Origin of the sequence: Shewanella sp. GXUN23E, from assembly GCF_050865035.1 — a bacterium.
Taxonomy (GTDB): domain Bacteria; phylum Pseudomonadota; class Gammaproteobacteria; order Enterobacterales; family Shewanellaceae; genus Shewanella.
The window spans coordinates 94,260-110,728 of sequence record NZ_JBOZWP010000011.1 but is presented as its reverse complement, the minus strand read 5'-3'; the positions used below and the strand labels follow the sequence as shown (position 1 = coordinate 110,728).

14 protein-coding genes are annotated in these 16,469 nt (G+C 56.1%); 5 read left to right on the top strand and 9 right to left on the bottom strand.

The window, feature by feature from the left end; all coding sequences use genetic code 11:
• Positions 1–38: 38 nt before the first annotated feature.
• The 4 genes from ACRRUX_RS11555 to metB all read right to left on the bottom strand — a co-directional run bounded on the left by ACRRUX_RS11555 (position 39) and on the right by metB (position 5,611).
• Positions 39–623 carry an HdeD family acid-resistance protein gene (locus ACRRUX_RS11555; protein WP_432530396.1) on the bottom strand — a complete coding sequence of 195 codons (585 nt, stop codon included), beginning with the start codon at positions 621–623 and terminating at the stop codon, positions 39–41.
• A gap of 195 nt (positions 624–818) precedes the next feature.
• Complete coding sequence (gene metF, locus ACRRUX_RS11550; protein WP_432530393.1) at positions 819–1,718, bottom strand: methylenetetrahydrofolate reductase; 900 nt, start codon at positions 1,716–1,718, stop codon at positions 819–821.
• 333 nt (positions 1,719–2,051) lie between these two features.
• Positions 2,052–4,448 carry a bifunctional aspartate kinase/homoserine dehydrogenase II gene (locus ACRRUX_RS11545; protein WP_432530391.1) on the bottom strand — a complete coding sequence of 799 codons (2,397 nt, stop codon included), beginning with the start codon at positions 4,446–4,448 and terminating at the stop codon, positions 2,052–2,054.
• Between the two features lie 2 nt (positions 4,449–4,450).
• Positions 4,451–5,611, bottom strand: a complete 1,161-nt coding sequence (metB, locus tag ACRRUX_RS11540) for a cystathionine gamma-synthase (protein ID WP_432530389.1) — start codon at positions 5,609–5,611, stop codon at positions 4,451–4,453.
• 198 nt (positions 5,612–5,809) lie between these two features.
• Between metB and metJ the strand changes: the two genes are divergently transcribed.
• A complete protein-coding gene (gene metJ / locus ACRRUX_RS11535) occupies positions 5,810–6,124 on the top strand; it encodes a met regulon transcriptional regulator MetJ (RefSeq protein ID WP_432530387.1) in 315 nt (104 codons plus the stop codon).
• Positions 6,125–6,197: 73 nt separating this feature from the next.
• Here metJ and ACRRUX_RS11530 read toward each other — a convergent pair whose 3' ends face one another.
• Together ACRRUX_RS11530 and ACRRUX_RS11525 are read right to left on the bottom strand one after the other, a co-directional pair.
• A complete protein-coding gene (locus tag ACRRUX_RS11530) occupies positions 6,198–6,734 on the bottom strand; it encodes a response regulator transcription factor (protein WP_432530385.1) in 537 nt (178 codons plus the stop codon).
• Positions 6,731–7,987, bottom strand: a complete 1,257-nt coding sequence (locus tag ACRRUX_RS11525; protein ID WP_432530383.1) for a sensor histidine kinase — start codon at positions 7,985–7,987, stop codon at positions 6,731–6,733. The genes ACRRUX_RS11530 and ACRRUX_RS11525 overlap by 4 nt, the downstream gene beginning before the upstream one ends.
• Before the next feature lie 156 nt (positions 7,988–8,143).
• Between ACRRUX_RS11525 and ACRRUX_RS11520 the strand changes: the two genes are divergently transcribed.
• Positions 8,144–10,084 carry an alkaline phosphatase family protein gene (locus tag ACRRUX_RS11520; RefSeq protein WP_432530381.1) on the top strand — a complete coding sequence of 647 codons (1,941 nt, stop codon included), beginning with the start codon at positions 8,144–8,146 and terminating at the stop codon, positions 10,082–10,084.
• 35 nt (positions 10,085–10,119) lie between these two features.
• On the opposite strand, the gene ACRRUX_RS11515 is transcribed toward ACRRUX_RS11520, so the two are convergent.
• From ACRRUX_RS11515 to ACRRUX_RS11505, 3 genes are all read right to left on the bottom strand, one after another.
• Positions 10,120–11,043, bottom strand: a complete 924-nt coding sequence (locus ACRRUX_RS11515) for a pseudouridine synthase (protein ID WP_432530379.1) — start codon at positions 11,041–11,043, stop codon at positions 10,120–10,122.
• 51 nt (positions 11,044–11,094) lie between these two features.
• A complete protein-coding gene (locus ACRRUX_RS11510; RefSeq protein ID WP_432530377.1) occupies positions 11,095–11,694 on the bottom strand; it encodes an LON peptidase substrate-binding domain-containing protein in 600 nt (199 codons plus the stop codon).
• A 145-nt stretch (positions 11,695–11,839) separates the two neighbouring features.
• Positions 11,840–12,898 carry an alpha/beta hydrolase gene (locus ACRRUX_RS11505; protein WP_432530375.1) on the bottom strand — a complete coding sequence of 353 codons (1,059 nt, stop codon included), beginning with the start codon at positions 12,896–12,898 and terminating at the stop codon, positions 11,840–11,842.
• Between the two features lie 141 nt (positions 12,899–13,039).
• On the opposite strand from ACRRUX_RS11505, the gene ACRRUX_RS11500 reads away from it, so the two are divergent.
• From ACRRUX_RS11500 to ACRRUX_RS11490, 3 genes are all read left to right on the top strand, one after another.
• Positions 13,040–13,501, top strand: coding sequence for a YhcH/YjgK/YiaL family protein (locus tag ACRRUX_RS11500; protein WP_432530373.1), 462 nt, complete (start codon positions 13,040–13,042; stop codon positions 13,499–13,501).
• Between the two features lie 111 nt (positions 13,502–13,612).
• Positions 13,613–15,427: a DUF3413 domain-containing protein gene (locus ACRRUX_RS11495; protein ID WP_432530371.1), complete on the top strand. Its 1,815-nt coding sequence runs from the start codon at positions 13,613–13,615 to the stop codon at positions 15,425–15,427.
• Positions 15,428–15,632: 205 nt separating this feature from the next.
• Positions 15,633–16,250 (top strand): DedA family protein, encoded by a 618-nt coding sequence (locus tag ACRRUX_RS11490; protein ID WP_432530369.1) that lies wholly within the window; start codon positions 15,633–15,635, stop codon positions 16,248–16,250.
• Positions 16,251–16,469 lie beyond the last annotated feature (219 nt).

The following is a 16,469-nucleotide window of genomic DNA, read 5'->3' as shown; positions in this document are numbered from 1 at the left end:
GAGCAGGCCTGCCTGGAAATGATCCCCGCCCTTCCGGATTAATCCTGTGGGTTGATCTCCTTCTCAGCAGGCTGTGAAGGCGCTGCGGCCAGTTGCTTTTCAGCAGACTTGGCCAGCGCCACCATAGTGGTTCCCAGAATCAACAGTTTGACACCGATAAGAATACCGATGACAAACTCGGAGGATACCGGCCACTGCACCAGAATAATCAATGCCAGGATCAGCGATGACACGCCGCCCATAGCGATATAGCCCCAACCATGGCGGGGTTTAAGCTGGAAGGCCGTCGCAATATTGGCGACACCATCCACCAGAAAATAACTGCCCAGAAACAGCGTCAGCGTTGCCAGACTGACAGTTGGGTTAATCAACATGTATAAACCGGCCACCAGCGTCAGAATCGCCCATACCAGACGGAAGCTCAGACCGCGGCCCTCACCCGGCCAGGCTGCCAGCAGCTGTACGACACCCACGGCAATCAGTGCCAGGGCGAACAGCGCGGCGACCGCCAGTCCCATGGCAAACGGCAGGGCAATCGCCAGAATTCCCAGTAAGATAGTGATATATCCCCAGTTTTTACTGGTCTTGTAGGCTTTGTGAAGCAGGCTGTCAGCGGTCATCATAATGGTTGCCTGAAAAATAGGTGAATAAGCGAGAGTCTACCGAAGAAAAACCTCCGTTTTCCAGCATTTTTATCCGGCAAAAATCAAAAGTTAAAACATATTAATCTGTTACCCGAGCAAATAAAACAAAAGGCCGACATCAGTCGGCCTTAAAGGGGAAAACAGGTATTTTCAATGGGCGAGGAGCAAGACTTTTCAGACGCCGGCAACCTGTGGCCGCACACCCAGAGTGTGGCAAATGGCATAGGTCAGCTCAGCCCGGTTGAGGGTATAAAAATGGAAGTCCTTCACCCCTTCCCGGGACAGCACCTTAACCATATCAATCGCCACATTGGCGCCCACCAGCTGGCGGGTAGCCAGGTCGTCATCCAGTCCGTCAAACTGACGGTGCAACCAGGAAGGCAGCGACACATTGGTCATGCCGGCAAACCGTTTGAGCTGATTAAAATTGGTCACGGGCAAAATGCCCGGCACGATTTCCACATCAATCCCGGCGGTGACACAGCGGTCGCGGAATCTCAGGTAGGACTCCACATCGAAGAAAAACTGAGTGATGGCGCGGTTGGCACCGGCATCAATTTTACGTTTAAGGTTGATCAGGTCCGCCTGGGCATTGGCAGCCTCTGGATGCACCTCTGGGTAGGCCGCCACCGAAATATCAAAGTCAGCCACTGACTTGAGCAAACGAACCAGATCTGCGGCAAAACGGGTAGGTTTGGAAGAGCCTTCCGGCAAATCACCGCGCAGCGCCACTATGTTACGCACGCCGTTTTGCCAGTATTGGCGGGCCAGTTCCAGCAGCTCTTCATCACTGGCATCGACCAGAGTCAAATGCGGCGCCGCAACCAGACTGGTTTCTTTCTGGATACGATCTATCACGCCGTGGGTGCGATCGCGCACGCCCGAATTGGCGCCATAGGTGACAGACACAAACTTGGGATTCAGCGGCTCCAGCCGACGAATGGAGTTCCACAACAGTTGCTCCATCTCCGGAGTCGCAGGGGGGAAGAATTCAAAAGACACATTAATGTCGCCATTGAGTTCGGCCAAACTCTGATTCAAAGACTGCGCGAATTGAGCGTGATGAAATGCCATGTAACTGTCCTCTGTCCTTCTGAATTCTCATTAGACGTTTAGGTGTTTAGACGTCTATATGTCCACATACTAGATAAAGCTGAGTTGAAGTCAAGTTAAAACTGCTCACACAGGTGAGCAATTTTGCTCACAATTCTGTTCGCAGTCCAAACTCAAATGCCGAATAAACGCCGAGAGACGGCAAAGCCGTGCATCGATAACACCAATAAACGCGCCAAGGCATTCAGAACCGGGCAACCGTAACGAAAAAGAGTGCCGAAGCACTCTTTTCATCATTGGCAGCAATGGACGGCTCAGTATGGCAGATGCTCGCTGAGCCATTCCCCTTATCGGTTACTGCTCCTGCAGCAGATCCCGGCAGATATGCGCCAGATCCGACTGCACAGCTGCCGCCGTCACTTCCCGTCCCGCACCCGGCCCTCGGATAATCAGGGGGTTGTTCTGATAAAAACCTGAGCGGATCACAAACACATTGTCACCCGGAGTCAGGTTGGCATAAGGATGGTCAGGCTCAACCTGCTCCAGCGCCACCCTGGCCTTGAGCTTGCCGCCCTGCTTATCCAGCTGCGCCACATAACGGATCACCTTGTCCTGCGCCCTGGCATCGGCCAGCGCCTCCGCCAGAGGTTCATTGAGTTCATCAATACGGCTCAGAAACTCTTCCAGCGACACTTGGGCCAACGCTTCAGGCACCAGGGACACCAGCGCAATATCTTCCAGCTCCAGTTCAAGGCCGATTTCCCGCGCCAGAATCAGCAACTTGCGCTGCATATCCCGGCCGGAAAGGTCGTCCCGCGGATCCGGCTCGGTGATGCCCAGCGCCCTGGCCTCCAGCACCAGCTCACCAAAGGGCTTGCTGCCATCGTATTGTTCAAACAGCCAGCACAGGGTGCCGGAGAAAATGCCACCAATGGCTTCCACCCGATCGCCACTGTTGTGCAGATCATTGAGCGCATGCTGCACCGGCAAACCCGCGCCACAGCTGGCGTTATAGCGCCAGTACAGACGGCGGAATCCCAACTGACGCTTGAGATCCCGATAGAAAGCCAGAGGACCGGAGCCCGCCAGCTTATTGGCACTGACCATGTGAATACCACGGGCAAAAAACTCTGGATAATGCAGAGTCAAACTGGCGCTGGCACTGATATCCAGCGTCACCAGCTCATCACATTTCAGCGCTGCCAGCTGTTCAAACAGCTGCGGGTAGCTCCAGCTTTCACCGGCGTTGTCGAAGTCCTGCTGCCAGTTGTCAAAACCGATCCCTTCCTCGCGGATCAGCGCCTTGCGGGAACTGACCAGCCCAAGCAGCTCGACTCTGGCCTCCAGCTCAGTATTGAGCTGTTTCACCGAGCGGCGGAACAGATCGATCCAGGCCTGACCGATATTGCCCGCCCCCAGCAGCACCACCCCGATACGCTTGCGCGGTCCGGCGCAGCGGCGATGTACTTTCTGAGTCAGCAGATTGACCTGGGGCGAAGGCACCAGAGTCACCAGACTCAAACCATCCTGATACACAGGCAAGGCATCACGGCTGAGCAAACGCGCAAAGCTGCGGCGATACAGGTGGGCGCCGCTGCTCACCAGTGCCACCAGGCCATAGTCGCGGCTCTGAGTCAGACTGCTGATGGCAAAATTGTCCGTTTGCCCCGCCAGCCAGCTGCTGACCTGCTCAGCCAGTTCATGGGTGTAAGCCAGAGACAGATGCGTCGGCCCCTGCTTCCAGCTGGCCAGCGCCGTCAGTCCCTGATTATTCAGCTCGGCTAGCAGCTCATCAGCACTCCCGGCCAGCTGCAATGACAGCAGCACTACCTCAGGCAAACTGGTCACCACGGGCGCGCTGGCCGAGGTGCTTTCGCGGGCGATCAGGGTGAAGTCGGTGTGCGAGGCATAGCTGGAGCGCACAGCCAGACTGACATCCACATCAAACAGCGGCTGCAGCGTGCGGCTGTGCAGCACAGGCGAGCCCAAACGCGCCAGCCGATCAGCCTCCAGCAATGACATACTGGAGAGCAAAGTGGCATCGTTGATCTTATTGGGATCGGCGTTGAACACCCCTTCCACATCGGTCCAGATGGTGCAGCGATCAATATCGGCCAGCGCGGCGATCAAGGTAGCGCTGAAGTCAGAGCCATTGCGGCCCAGCAGCAGGGTATCGCCATGTTCATTGGCACAGATAAAACCGGTGATCACCAGCCGCTCATTGGCATGATTGGCCAGACAGGCTTTGATACGGTTGCGGGATTCTTCGTGGCGGATGCGGGGCACAGCACCTTCATCGGCGATCAGCAAACTGGTGGCATCCACATGGCTGGCCGCTACCCCCTGCTCACGCAGCAATGCCGCCAGCAAACGGGCAGACCAGCGCTCGCCAAAGCTGACGGTCTGGTTTACCTGATACACATTGCGCTGCTCCAGGCTCAGCAGACTGACCAGCTGCGCCTTGTCGGTAGACAGGCGTTCACGCAGCACTCTGGCGGTGTCACTGGACAGCAGTTGCTCAATCAAGGTCTGCTGATAGCTGATCAACACCTGCAGCTCCTCCTGCCAGAGTTGTCCGGCATCGCTGAGGCTGAGCAGCTTATATAAGAAGTTGGTGGTCTTACCGGCGGCCGATACCACCACCAGATCACTGCTGTGACCATGGGTCAGCAGAATATGGGCAACCCGCCGGTAACAGTCAGCATCCGCCAGACTGGAGCCACCAAATTTATGAAGATGACAGGGGGCCATGCTTATCTCCTTGCAACCGCAGCCAACGCCGCACCAATATCTGCCAACAGATCCTCACCATCTTCTATGCCGACGGACAAGCGGATCAGGGTATCTTTCAGGCCAGCCTCCAGCCGCGCCTGAGGCTCCATCGCCCTGTGGGTCATGGTGGCAGGCACGGCCACCAGACTTTCCACGCCGCCCAGGCTTTCTGCCAGAGAAAACAGCGTAAGGGCGCTTAAGAAGGCTTCCACCTCTGCGGCGCCGCCTTTGAGCTCAAAGCTCACCATGGCGCCGAAGCCCTGTTGCTGGGCTTTGGCAATCTCATGGCCGGGATGGTCAGCCATTCCCGGATAATATACTTTGTCCACCACCTCACTGGCGCACAGTGCCGCAACGATTTTTTGGGCATTGCGCTGATGTTCGCGAATGCGCACCGCCAGAGTACGTACTCCCCTCAGTGTCAGATAGGCATCCAGCGCGCCGCCGGTCAGCCCCAGGGTATTGGCCCACCACAGCAGCTCTTCGCCCAGCAGCGGATCGCTGGCAATCACCGCGCCGCCGACTACATCACTGTGACCATTGATGTATTTGGTGGTGGAGTGCACCACGATATCCGCCCCCAGGGTCAGTGGCTGCTGCAGCACCGGCGACAGAAAGGTGTTATCCACGGCCACTTTGGCGCCCACGGCTTTGGCCTGCTGACACACAGATTTGATATCCACTACCCGCAGCAGTGGATTGGAAGGAGTTTCTACCCAGATAAGTGCAGGTTTGAGGGCGATAGCCTGCGCCAGCGCCGCAGCATCGGTCTGATCCACTACCTTGAGTTTGAACTGACCTTTGCGCGCCAGATTGGTAAACAGCCGGTAGCTGCCGCCGTAACAATCATGGGGCACGATCAGCAGATCATCCGGGCCCAGCAGATTGACCACCAGAGTGATGGCCGCCATGCCGGTGCTGGTGATGATGCCGGTGCTGCCCTGCTCCAGCCTGGCCAGAGTTTCCGCCAGCACATTGCGGGTCGGATTGCCCGAGCGACTGTAGTCATATTCCCGGGGCGATTGATAACCGTCAAAACTGTAGTTGGTCGACAGATAAATGGGCGGCACGACAGCCCCAAATTGGGTGTCGCTTTCAATTCCTTGCCTGACTGCCTCGGTGGCCACGCGCCTGTGGGTCATCACTCGCTCCTGCTGGGTAGATGTCTGGACGTCTAAATTAACTCATTTGTTACTTTCTGGTCAACAGACATAAAGACATTTAGACGTCCAAACATCAAGAATTCTATTTGCATTCGTCTCGTTTTCGCCGCAATAATTTGACTGTATAAAGTAAGTGTTTAAAATCGGCAGCGAATTCCAGAATCAACAGGTGAGTCAATGACTGAGTGGAACGGCGACTATATCAGCCCTTATGCAGAGCACGGCAAGAAGAATGAGCAGGTGAAAAAGATCACTGTATCCATTCCCCTGAAAGTGCTGAAGATATTGACTGATGAGCGTACCCGCCGCCAGGTGAACAACCTGCGTCATGCGACCAACAGTGAATTATTGTGTGAAGCTTTCCTGCATGCCTATACAGGTCAGCCGTTGCCCAATGATGAAGATCTGTCCAAGGACAGACCCGACAGCATTCCTTCTGAAGCCAAGGCGCTGATGACCGCCATGGGCATCGAGTGGGAAGAGCTGGAGTAAGCGTCAGCTTCTCTGTAAAACACACCCGGCCATGCCGGGTGTGGTCGTTTTAGCGCCAGTGAATTTGTACCAACTATTCCAGTACCGGCTTTTTCAGCAGCTTGCGTTGCAGCGTGCGCCTGTGCATGCCCAGCTGTCTGGCCGTGGCCGATACATTGCCCTGATTGGCCTGCAGCACCTGTTGCAGATGCTCCCACTCCAGCCGACGTGGATTCATCGGTGCCACTTCATCAAACACTTCCGCTTCTGCCACAGTCTGACCGGCCGGTAACAGCGCAGCCAGCAGAGTTTGGGTATCCACCGGCTTGGCCAGATAGTTATCGGCACCGGCGCGGATCGCCTCGACCGCAGTGGCAATACTGGCATAGCCGGTCAGCAGCACCATAGTCACTCTGGGCAGTAACTGGCGCAGCGGCGAAATCAGGCTCAGACCATTGCTCAGCTCCAGTTTCATATCCAGCAGAATATGGGAAGGCAGTATGCGTCTGGCCTGCAGCAGCGCATCGCTGGGATTGTCCACATGGGTGCAGTCAAAGCCGTGCTTGCCAAGACGCCGGCACAACACTGACGCCAGCGCGTGATCATCTTCCACGATGAGGATACGCTTCATGCCGCCAGCCCTCCGCACAACGGCAAACTGACTTCAGCCACACTGCCACATTCAGGGTGATTGCTCAGGGTCAGACTGGCGCCCAGCCGCTCAAAACTGGCGTGACTGAGCAGCAATGCCATACCCATGCCTTTTGGGCTGGAAATCAAGCTGGAGCCCAGTTGCCCCAGCACACGGGTGTCGATACCGGCACCAAAATCCCGCACCCGCACCTGCAGCGCGCTGTCCTGTACTTCCAGGGTCACGCTGACTTTACTGCTGGCGATTTGCTCCTGACTGGCACCGGCAGCATTCTCTACCAGCGCCATCAACGCCGGGATCAGATTCATGTCGGCCTGCACTCTGGCGGCGGGATCCACCTGCGCCAGCCGCTCCTGCCAATCCAGCTCTGTTGCGGGCATCAGCAGCAATATTTTTTGTCGCAGCTGATGCGCCAGCTGCTCAGGGGACGCCTGGTACTGGTGGCCTTCACGGATGGAACGGGTCGTGTCCCTCAGCTCGCTCAGGGTGGATTCACAGCGCTTGAGGGCGATATCCATCTCGTTAAGCGCCACCGGACAGTTGGCTTCCTGCACTTCTTCCAGCAGCAGTCGCATGCTGGACAGTGGCGTCGCCAGCTGGTGGGCCATTTGCGCCGACGCGGTACCCAGCGCCAGCAATTGTTCCTGCCGCAACTGGGACTCCCGCAGCAGCGCCATCTGCGCATCCTGGCGGCGAATACGGCGGATAAGCAGCGCCACTGTAGTGGTGATCACCAGGGCAGTGATCACAAAGTTCAGCCACATTCCCAGGTAATGAGAGGTCATATCCATGCCATGACCATGGTGCATCATGGCTTCGGCCGGCAGCATTTTCATCATCAGGCTGTAAGCCAGCGTCGCCGCCACCGCCAGAACCCAGGGTGCCCACAGCGGCAAAGTCACAGCCGCCAGCACGATGGGAATAAGCAGCAGGGTGACAAAGGCATTGGTGGCACCGCCGGAGAATCCCAGCCACAATCCCCAGAACAGGATATCCATCAACAGGGTAGCAAACAGGGTCAGCTCGCTGCGCACCAGACGCTGACGCTGCCAGGTGATCAGCGCCAGATAGACGCCTTCAATCGACATCACCCAGGTCAGGGCGGCAATTTGCAGGCTCAGACCAAAGGTGTCGGCGCCAAACAGCACCAATAACAGTTGCAGGCCAAATCCCAGCAAACGCAGCAGGGTAATCTGATCAGCCTGATTAAGCAGTGGATACTTTGTTGTCATGATTTTTTCTGCTTTCCATTCCACCGGCAGCGGCATAATCACACCCACAAATTTCACAAAGTGCTTAATTCCGCCGCCAACAATCCCAGTCTTGAGTGTAAAAACTTTTCTTCGTGAAAGCACTTGTTTACCCTTGGCTTATCTGTCATCTCCAACATGGATCACCAATTGAACATCGCTTCGCTTCCTCTGGTGCTGGCCGGTCCGATCCTGCGTCACTGCGATACTCATCACTTCACCCTCTGGTTCGTTACCTCAGCCCCGCTGGCAGAGCTCACCCTGACACTGGGCAAGCGCCATATTGTCCTTGGCAGCGACAGCCTGCACCGTATCCAACTGGGCGCCAAAGCCTGGCAATATCTGGTGCAGGTCAATGAAACCGATCTGCTGCCAGCAGACCAGGTCATCCCATATCGTCTGACCGACAGCGAGCAGGGCGATCTGTTTCGCGGCATTGAAGCGCTTTGTTATCAGGGCGCGCAGACCCCGAATCTGGTACTGCATCCGGAAATCCACACACTGATGCACGGTTCCTGCCGCAATCCCCACCACCACAGTGCTGATGCCCTGGTGGCCGCCGATACCCGGCTCAGCCAGACCGCCGCACTGGAGCGTCCATCCCTGCTGATTATGAGCGGCGATCAGGTGTATGTGGATGACATTGGCGGTCCACTGCTGTATGCCATTGGCAAAGTGATCCAGGCGCTGGGACTGCCGACCGAAGGTTTTGAAGGCGCTGCGCTGAACAATTCCAATCAAATCAGCTATCACCCGGCGGCCCTGTATCAGCGCCACAAACGTCTGCTGCCCAGAACCGAATACCCGGCCAAAACGCCCCTGTGGCACTGGTACATCAATCACCCGATCTTCACCACCGCCATGGGGGAAAACCATCTGGTGAGCCTGAGTGAAATCATCGCCCTGTACCTGCTGGTCTGGTCACCTGAGCTGTGGGATCGAATTGATATTCCGCGCAATGTCAGCGGCCTGAGCCGGGCCAATCAGGCCAGATGGCAACAGGAGTGGCAACATCTGCTGGCATTCAAGGCCGGACTTGGGCAGGTGCGCCGTCTGCTGGCCCATATTCCGACCTATATGATCTTCGATGATCACGACATCACAGATGACTGGAACCTCACCGCCAAATGGGAAGAAGCGGCTTATGGTCATCGTTTTTCACGGCGCATTATAGGCAACGCGCTGATCGGCTACACCCTGTTTCAGGCGCTGGGCAATCAGCCACAACGATTTACCGCTGTCCGGCCGCAACTGGATGCCCTGCTCAACGATCAGGGGCATGCGCTGGACAAGCAAAAGCACAATGATCTTATCGATACCCTGCTGCAGTTTGAGCAGTGGCATTACAGCCTCAATACCAGCCCCAAGATTGTGGTGCTGGATACCCGTACCCGCCGCTGGCGCAGCGAGTCCAATCTGGCCAAACCCTCTGGTTTGATGGATTGGGAAGCGCTGATGGATCTGCAGCAGGAACTGATCAATCTGGATAAAGTGATTATCGTCTCGCCAGCGCCGATGTTTGGCGTCAAGCTGATAGAAACGGTGCAGCGCACCGCCACGTTCCTGGGCGCATCTTTGATGGTCGATGCGGAGAACTGGATGGCACATCCTGGGGCGGCGGGGTCGCTGCTGAGCATCTTCACTCACAGAAAGACCCCGCAGGAATTTGTGATCCTCTCAGGCGATGTGCACTACTCCTTTGCCTATGACGTCAGCGTGCGTTTTCGCAGCCAGAGTCCGAACATCTATCAAATCACAGCGTCCGGATTCAAAAATCAGTTCCCGGAGAAGCTGCTGCCCTGGTTTGATAAGTTCAATGGCTGGCTGTACGGCTACTTCTCACCGCTGAACCTGCTGACCAAACGCAAGCGCATGCTGATCCGCGGTCGCCGCCCCAACGGGGATATCCGCAAACGTCTGGTCAACCAAAGCGGTGTCGGCATCGTCAGCTTTGCTGCCAATGGCGCGCCGCAGCGCATTTGCATACTGCACGGTGACGGCAGCCAGACCTGTTTCGAGCCGCCGGGTCATACCTTCAGCCGTCACGAGCTGCCGACGCTGGCCAATCGTGGCAAATAACCTTAGCCCCGGGGAAACTCAGACTTGGGGAAAATTCAGACTTGGGGAAAATTCAGCCCATCCACCTGCCAGTCATGTTGCCTGCCGGTCACAGGATCGGTGAAGCGTAATCGATAAGCCAGCAGTTGCAGGGGCTTATCGAAATTATCGGCGGTTTTGGGCGACAGCTCAGGGTAAAACCTGTCATTCAGCAAAGGCATGCCCAGGGACAACATATGCACCCGCAACTGATGGGTTTTGCCTGTGATCGGGCTGAGTTCAAACAGTCCGATATTCCCCTGCACCGCCACCAGCGCAATTTCAGAATGGGTGTTGGGTTCGCCTTCCACCACCTGCATCAAAAAGCTGGGGTAAGCCGGTTTCATGCGGTTTTTCACGCGCCAGCGAAGTGGCAACTGCAGCGCGCCCTTATCAGCCTGCTGTTGCAGTTCAGGCGTCAGCCGGGCCAGCGCCTGGTACTCCTTGGTGATGGTTTTGGATTTGAACAGCTCATGGTAATGATGACGGGTTGCCGGATTCAGGCTCATCAGCATGATACCGGCGGTTTCCCGATCCAGCCGGTGCGCCGGTGACACGGTCTCAATACCGGTGCGCAGCCGCAGACGATGCACCAGGCACTCGTTGACATAGTTGCCGCTGGGCGTCACCGGCAAAAAGTGTGGCTTGTGGGCAATGAGAATTTCCTCATCCTGATACAGGATCTGCTCCTGAAAAGGGATAACAGTTTCTGCCGTCACTTCACGGTAGTAATACACCCTGGCCGTCGGTCGATATGGCGTGGTTGCATCAATCAGCGTGCCGTCCTGCCAGTGCACCTTGCCATCCGCCACCCGCTGACGCCATACCGCTTCGCCGATGCGGGCAAAGTGACTGATGAGAAAACTCAGTACTGTGGGTTTGTCTGTCACCTCGCGGGGCAAAATAATGTAGGAAGGCTGGGCGGCGCGAACGGTCGTCATGGCAAAAAAAGGCAGTAGAAAATCAGAGAGGTATTGTACCCCTCATCCCCATCAGGTGTCAGCCAAACCGGCGTCATCGCTAACATGAGACTTTATCAGCCGCAGCACGAACGCCATGGTCTGATAACAGTCAGGCTGACTGAGCAACTTGATCTTGTCCCGGTTATACATGGGCAACACCTCCAGCCAGCGCTGACTGACCCAGCAGGCATCATCCAGATTCACCTGCGAATAGAGTTCAGCCAAATCCGGATTTACTTCATAGAATTGCTCCAGCGCCTGACTGATCAGCGCAAACTCCCCTTCGATCGGCATGGGTAACCAGTTGGGGCAATGCAGGGTGCGCACCAGCCAGCGCCGATCAGGCAACTGACTGCCGGAGAGGATTTTTACCCTCTGGCGCCCTTCCAGCACGATCGACAGCGAATCATCTTCCAGTTGATTGAAGTCGATGATGTCGCACTGGGTCGCAATGGGATAACAAGGGGGCTGGCCGGAGGACTTCAACATGCCTACAGCCAATGGACGGTGGTTTTTGAACACGTCGGCTACTACGCGAAGATTGGAAGGATCAATCACGCGGACTTCAAGCCTTCCCTGTGGCAGTAAGAGGGCGTCATGGGTCAATAACGCCATTTCCCTGGTACGCATAGCAACCTCCTTAGCAAGAGGTACTGAACATTTTTAAACCAGACTTTAATGAGTCTAGCACTGCTGGAATGGCTTTGTAAGCAGGTAAAAAGACTCTGTTAATAAGACAGAGAGTCATACGTATTTATGACACACCAGGTTTAGATTATTCCAGTTGTGTGCGATAGCGCCCGCTGTGCAGCAGTTCGTGAAAGTCCTCAGCCAAACGTTCACTCATGGCCGCAGCGCGCCACCAGTAAGCCTGACGGCTGGCGGTATCCAGGGTTTTAAAATCATCCCGATCGGGAATTTTGCCATAGGGTAATGAGGCAATAAATTCGTCGCTGGGAGCCAGGATCAGCGCATTGTCATAGTGACGGCTTTGATGGCTGGCGCGCCTGTGTTTCAACCCTTTATCAAACCAGCCCGGCGCCATATGCGGATAAAAGTGCGGATACAGGGTCAGGCCAGGAGCCTGGCTCAGATCCAAATCAAAATGGTAGTCAGTAATGCCGCCATCATAATACTGTCCGGGAGGCGCCCCTTGGATATCACTGACAGGCGGCAGCAACAGCGGAATACTGCCACTGGCCTGCAGCACAGCGGCCAGATTGGCGTCACTGAGCGTCACATAATCACCGGGCAGATCGCTCAGTGCAGCAAAGGGCGAACCGATATCGGCGGTTCCAAATACCAGCCGTTCAAAATACCAGCCCAGGGTCTGACGACTCAACAAGTTGGTGAAAGCCGACACCCCCAGCCCGGCCGCCAGTACCGGCCTTGCTGGAACAGTGTTGAGATGACGGGCGCGACAGGCAATAAAATGACTGCGCACCCTGGGATGATCCAGAATTTCAGCGCCCCCCTGCTCCGCCAGAATATGGCGGATAATGCCCTGCACCTGTCGCGCCACCTCCTGCCTGCTGGGTTTGCTGTCATATCGCTGGCCAATGTAGGCCTGCTGCAGCCGCGCATACGCCGCCAGCGGATCACGCTGCGCCAGACAGGCCAGTCGCCAGGCTCCGGATGAAGCCCCCAGGGTATAAAGTGGACGTGAAGATTGGGGTAAAAACTCACTGAACAGGTACTTATCCAGCCCGGCAATGCTCAGCCATTTGGGGCCGCCGGATGCGGCCAGCAGCTGAGTAAACAGCCCGGCGTCAAGCCCCTGCTCCAGAATCATCTGCCTCGCCCGCTTGCCGGCCAACAGTCTGATTGAATTCACATTAATCCCCTTTCCCAGTGGTTGGCTGCCGACTATAACAGAAATTGTTGTCGTGACAGGGCAAACCAGCAACCGATGTTTTTACAGGCATCTTTGGCAGGCGTATACTGCCGCCGGATTCTTCAAACAGAGGTAACACACATGATTCTGGACACAGTGGCAAACCGTGAGCAATACGCCAATCTGCATCCGGGTATTGCGCTGGCGCTTGAGCATCTGGCCAGCACGGATTACAGCCAGGCGCCACTTGGGCGTCACAACATTGATGGCGACCGGGTGTTTGCCATTGTCAATGACTACGCCCCGCGCGACAGAACCACAGCACCGTTTGAAATCCATCGGGAATATATCGACGTTCAGTTTGTGGTACGTGGCGAAGAAGCCTGTGGCTGCCTGCCTTTGGCCGGCCGCACTCCGGACACCCAGTACAACAGTGAGCGCGATTTTGCTGAATTCACCAGCACGCCTCTGCTGGAAGAAGCCAACTTTGTCACCCTGAAAGCCGGCATGTTTGCCATCTTCTTCCCGGAAGATATCCACATGCCGGGCGCAGCCCCCGGCAGCGAGCAGGTACGCAAAGTGGTGGTTAAGGTCAAACGCTGATCTTTAACCACCGGCATCGCAGCGTCCAAAAACTGCGATGCCGACGTCAGTATCACCACGGGAAGGCAGGCTCAGTCTGCTTCCCTTCATTTCAACTCAACTAATCTGAACATGCGCAACAGAATACTGAACCATGGTGTGATGCTGGTCATCACCTCGTTGTTGGCCAGTGTTATCGCCGGTCTTTACTTTCAATATCTTCCCGCCGGGCAATCAACCGGCAGCCAGCTGTATCTGCTGGTCGCAACTCTGGGCCAGATGGGGCTGCTTATCAGCGTCTGGGCCTTACTGTGCCTGCCGCTGGTCTTGATTAAGCCACCGCGCCAGCGCGCCCTGCTGACAGGTATCGCCTTTGCCCTGCCGCTGCTGGCGCTGTACACAGATACCCAGGTCTTTGCCCAGTATCGCTTTCATATCCAGTGGGTGCTGGTCGAGATGATCCTTTCCGGCGGTATGGTTGAACCGACCACAGGCAACGTACTCACCATCGGCAGCATACTGCTGCTCAGTTTCGCCGCCATGACGGGACTGTATCTGCTGATTGACCGCTGGCACAGCTGGCGCAATCTGCCTGTTAACAAGGTTTTTTTCAGCCTGCTGCTGGTGTTCCTGCTGGCCACCCATGCCACCCATATCTGGGCAGCAGCCAATGCAGTGCAGAGCATCACTACCAAGAACAGCTACCTGCCGCTGTTTTATCCTGCCACCGCCAACCGGCTGATGCGCAAATGGGGCTGGCTGGATGAGGAGCGTATTGCTCAGCAAAGCCAGATGCAGCTTAAAAATGGTGGCTCACTGAATTATCCGCTGACGCCGCTGGACGTGACCCCGCCGGTCAAACCGGTGAATATCGTGTTGATCGTAGTGGACTCCTGGCGCTGGGATGCCCTGACCCGCACTTACTCGCCCAATATCTGGCAATTCGCCCAGAAGGCGCGTCAGTATGACAACCATCTGTCCACCGGCAATGCCACCCGCGCCGGCATTTTCGGGCTGTTTTACGGTATTCCGGCCACTTACTGGCAGAGTTTCTATGCCAACCGTCAAAGCCCAGTGCTGATGGATGTACTGCAGCAACAGGATTACCAATTGGGGATCTTTGCCTCGGCACATTTGAAAAAGCCTGAGTTTAATCAGACGGTATTTAACAATGTGCCGGATCTGCGGGATCACTCAGAAGCCGCCACCTCCACCGGACGCGACGAAGAAATCACGGAACTGTGGCTGAACTGGAACGCCCGCAGGGATATGAGCAAGCCTGCCTTCTCATTCCTGTTTTATGATGCGCCCCATATGTACAGCTTCCCGCCTGACTATCCGGTGCAGTTCAAGCCCATGACGGGCGCCATCGACTATATGGCACTGGACAACGACTATGACGCCAATCTGCTGCGCAACCGCTATATGACCAGCGCGCATTTTGTCGATTCTCTGGTAGGCCAGGTGCTGCACGCCATTGAAACCAGTCCCGACAAAGACAACACCCTGGTGATCATTACCGGCGATCACGGTCAGGAACTGAACGACAACCACCAGAACTTCTGGGGCCACAACTCCAACTTCACCGATGCGCAAATCAAGGTGCCTTTGGTGATCGCAGGACCCGGAATTACGCCCGGCGTGGAAACCCTGACCACCAGCCATGTGGACATCGCCCCGACGGTGCTGAGTCACTATTTGGGTGTCACCAATCCGCTGTCGGATTACAGCACCGGCAGCGATTTGCTGGCTCCCCAACCTCGGCCTTATCAGTTGCTGGCCAGCTACACAGACTATGCCCTGGTGTCGTCCGGCAATATCCTCACCGTCAGCGGCAAAAACGGCGGTTACCAGATGCTGGATAAACACTACCAGCCGATAGCGGGCGATCCCGACTTTGCCCAGTTGCAGCAGGCCATGGGCCAGATGCGCCGGTTTTTGAAGTAATCGATCCGCCACCGGACCACACAGAGCGCATCGGCAGTGACGTTGCTCTCTGTGCGGCCCGTTTCCCGCGGCGTGTTATCGCCGTATCGACACAGGTATGAACAAAAGATAATACCGGCGATCAAGTTGAGATCTGACCCGGCTGGATTACACTCTCTCCCTGTTTTATCTTTGAATCCCAGACCTTTATTCCCGGGGCCAAACCATGCTCGACACCCTGCAACACATCATCGCTGAGCTCAGCCCCTACCTGCACCATTACGGCCTGTTTATTCTCGCTCTGGCGGTGGCCGTGGAAGGCTTTGGCATTCCCGCGCCGGGACAGTCATTTCTGATCGTCTCAGGGATGCTCGCCGCCAACGGCGAGATGTCATTACCTGCCGTGCTGGCCACCGGCGCACTGGCCGCCTTTACCGGCAACTGTATCGGTTACCTGATTGGTCTGAAGTTCGGCAAGGTGCTGCTGGCCAAGGGCTGGGTAAAGGCAGAAACCGAGCAAAAGCTGCATGCATTTATCGGCAAATACGGCATCGCTGCGCTCTTGATGAGCCGTTTTGTGGAAGGGCTGAAACAAACTCTGTGTATCGGTTGTGGCATTGCCAAACTGCCGCTGAGCACCTTTCTGCTGGGCAATGCGCTGGCAACCTCGGTGTGGGTGCTGATTTTCGGGCTTGGACCGGCGGTACTCACCCGTGAAATGGGGCCTCTGCTGGCTTTTTATCATGACCACCGGATGCAATTGTGGGGCGCAGGCACAGCACTGATCGCCATGGGCGTTATCGCACTGTGGCTGAATCAGCGTCGCAGGCAGCAGAATCACTAACTCGATCCGGCGGCTCCCGGTCAATTTTCCAGGCACCTCACTCGAGGTGCTCAGCCCAACAAACTATGTAAATCCATCGGATTTAGTCACGCCATCATTGCCCGAAATGCGATGCAAAAGGTAACCCGATCCCTTCAGCCTCTCCCCTGAAACACAACCTGCTTCAGCTCCCCAAAATCAACCAAAACCCAACACGTTCAACAAGAACATTTTTTACTC

Excerpts from the sequence above, each read along its gene's own strand:
- ACRRUX_RS11555 (WP_432530396.1), bottom strand. The coding sequence starts at position 623 with ATGATGACCGCTGACAGCCTGCTTCACAAAGCCTACAAGACCAGTAAA.
- metF (WP_432530393.1), bottom strand. The coding sequence starts at position 1,718 with ATGGCATTTCATCACGCTCAATTCGCGCAGTCTTTGAATCAGAGTTTG.
- ACRRUX_RS11545 (WP_432530391.1), bottom strand. The coding sequence starts at position 4,448 with ATGGCCCCCTGTCATCTTCATAAATTTGGTGGCTCCAGTCTGGCGGAT.
- metB (WP_432530389.1), bottom strand. The coding sequence starts at position 5,611 with ATGACCCACAGGCGCGTGGCCACCGAGGCAGTCAGGCAAGGAATTGAA.
- metJ (WP_432530387.1), top strand. The coding sequence starts at position 5,810 with ATGACTGAGTGGAACGGCGACTATATCAGCCCTTATGCAGAGCACGGC.
- ACRRUX_RS11530 (WP_432530385.1), bottom strand. The coding sequence starts at position 6,734 with ATGAAGCGTATCCTCATCGTGGAAGATGATCACGCGCTGGCGTCAGTG.
- ACRRUX_RS11525 (WP_432530383.1), bottom strand. The coding sequence starts at position 7,987 with ATGACAACAAAGTATCCACTGCTTAATCAGGCTGATCAGATTACCCTG.
- ACRRUX_RS11520 (WP_432530381.1), top strand. The coding sequence starts at position 8,144 with ATGGATCACCAATTGAACATCGCTTCGCTTCCTCTGGTGCTGGCCGGT.
- ACRRUX_RS11515 (WP_432530379.1), bottom strand. The coding sequence starts at position 11,043 with ATGACGACCGTTCGCGCCGCCCAGCCTTCCTACATTATTTTGCCCCGC.
- ACRRUX_RS11510 (WP_432530377.1), bottom strand. The coding sequence starts at position 11,694 with ATGCGTACCAGGGAAATGGCGTTATTGACCCATGACGCCCTCTTACTG.
- ACRRUX_RS11500 (WP_432530373.1), top strand. The coding sequence starts at position 13,040 with ATGATTCTGGACACAGTGGCAAACCGTGAGCAATACGCCAATCTGCAT.
- ACRRUX_RS11495 (WP_432530371.1), top strand. The coding sequence starts at position 13,613 with ATGCGCAACAGAATACTGAACCATGGTGTGATGCTGGTCATCACCTCG.
- ACRRUX_RS11490 (WP_432530369.1), top strand. The coding sequence starts at position 15,633 with ATGCTCGACACCCTGCAACACATCATCGCTGAGCTCAGCCCCTACCTG.